This window comes from Flavobacterium caeni (assembly GCF_900101895.1).
Taxonomy (GTDB): Bacteria; Bacteroidota; Bacteroidia; order Flavobacteriales; family Flavobacteriaceae; genus Flavobacterium; species Flavobacterium caeni.
The window spans coordinates 1-1,722 of sequence record NZ_FMVF01000060.1 but is presented as its reverse complement, the minus strand read 5'-3'; the positions used below and the strand labels follow the sequence as shown (position 1 = coordinate 1,722).

General features: G+C 34.9%; 2 protein-coding genes. Both read left to right on the top strand.

The features are described 5' to 3' along the window. Positions 1-122: 122 nt before the first annotated feature. Positions 123-986 carry an AadS family aminoglycoside 6-adenylyltransferase gene (locus BLP55_RS16485; RefSeq protein WP_091147471.1) on the top strand — a complete coding sequence of 288 codons (864 nt, stop codon included), beginning with the start codon at positions 123-125 and terminating at the stop codon, positions 984-986. Positions 987-1,147: 161 nt separating this feature from the next. Beyond that, complete coding sequence (locus BLP55_RS16910) at positions 1,148-1,618, top strand: hypothetical protein (protein ID WP_139149806.1); 471 nt, start codon at positions 1,148-1,150, stop codon at positions 1,616-1,618. Positions 1,619-1,722: the final 104 nt, after the last annotated feature.

Sequence of the window (1,722 nt, the reverse complement as noted above, 5' to 3'; positions counted from 1 at the left end):
TGGCCGGAACGTTTCAGTTTCACGAACTTTGTTTATCTTCGGCAGACAGAACTCAGTTCGCTTTGACGCGACCACGCAAATGCGCGAAACGTTGTACGACATAGTAAAAGAAACTGCACGAAATGAAAGTCAGAGAAGAAAAGCTAAAATCAATTATTGAGTGGTCGGAAAAAAATGAAGACGTAAGAGTTCTCCTACTAACGAGTTCACTTGCAAATCCTTTTGCACCTGTTGACGAATTTAGCGACTTAGATATTGAATTTATTTTTGAGAATAATTCAAACTACATTTCAGACAAAAGCTGGATATTAAACTTCGGAAATCCAATCGCAATGGTTGAAGAAGACGAAAGCTACTTCGATTATAAACACGCGATGAAAATGGTTTTGTATGAAGATTATGTAAAAGTTGATTTCAAACTGTATAGCGTCCCTGATTTTTTAGAGGAAATAAACCAAGATGAATTGTGTGAAGATTGGGACATCGGCTATAAAGTTTTGATTGATAAAGACTGCATCACACAGAATATGAAAGAGCCCACTTATCGGGTTTCCATCATTAAAAAACCTACAGAACAGAAATTCAGGCAGACGTTAAATGATTTTTGGTGGGATACTACATACTTGGCTAAAAGCCTTGTAAGAGATGAATTATTTTACGCGAAATTTATGTCGGAAAACAATATTCGAACGGACTATTTAATCCCTCTAATTGAATGGCATATTGCTAGTCAGCACGATTGGAGCATAACAACCAATAAGTTTGGAAGACTCTTTAAAAAACTTCTCACCCCTGAAATGTGGAGCAAAATAGAACAGACATTTTCAGGAAGCAACATAAAGGAAAATTGGACTGCCCTATTTTCAATGGCTGATTTAGTTTCAGAAATAGGAACTGAATTGTCGAAAAAATTAGATTACAAATACCCTGATAAATTAGAAAAAGACATACGAAAATATTTAACCGAACTAAAAACCAAAACATAACTACGTCGTACAACAGCGGTTTGGCGTGATTGCGAATTTAGTGGTAAATTCAAGTTTACGTTTCGCAAGAAATTTAAAATTTAACAGAAAATAATCAGTTCCGTACTTCGCAAACACGCCAAGCCCCGAAACGTTATGCGACAGCTTAAAAAACCGTACGAATGAAACGATTTATTTTAGTTTTGATTTCGATTTTCATTTTTTCATGTAATAAATCTTCACAACAATATTTAAAAAATGATGATTTTGAATATGCTGTATTGCCTTTTAATCAAAATGAAAAATATCCTCTTTTTGCAAATTCAACTCCAACAAGTTTATCTCATTTGGAAGTAATGGAAATTGAAAAAATTGCAGGTCAAAAAATAATCGAAACAATTCAAGCCCATAATCGAAGACAGTCTAAACCTGATAAGTATTTGCGACAATATGTTGCTGTTGTAAATGAAAACGGTGAAAAAGAAATTTGGATTCAATGTTTCGTAAGTGATTTTATAGCTTATGACGAGGATAAAAATTATTGGCGAAAACACATACTAGATTTCGGCGATGGTGGCGATAGCGTTTTTAGTTTAAAAGTAAATTTATCAAAAAAAATATTCTATGATTTTGCGATACATTTACAAGCCTAGCCGTCGCATAACCGCCGCTAGCCTCCATTGCGGAGTTTTTCGTGGCCGGAAGTTTCCATTTCACGAAGAAACATTATCTTCGGCAGAGAGAACTCAGTCCGCTC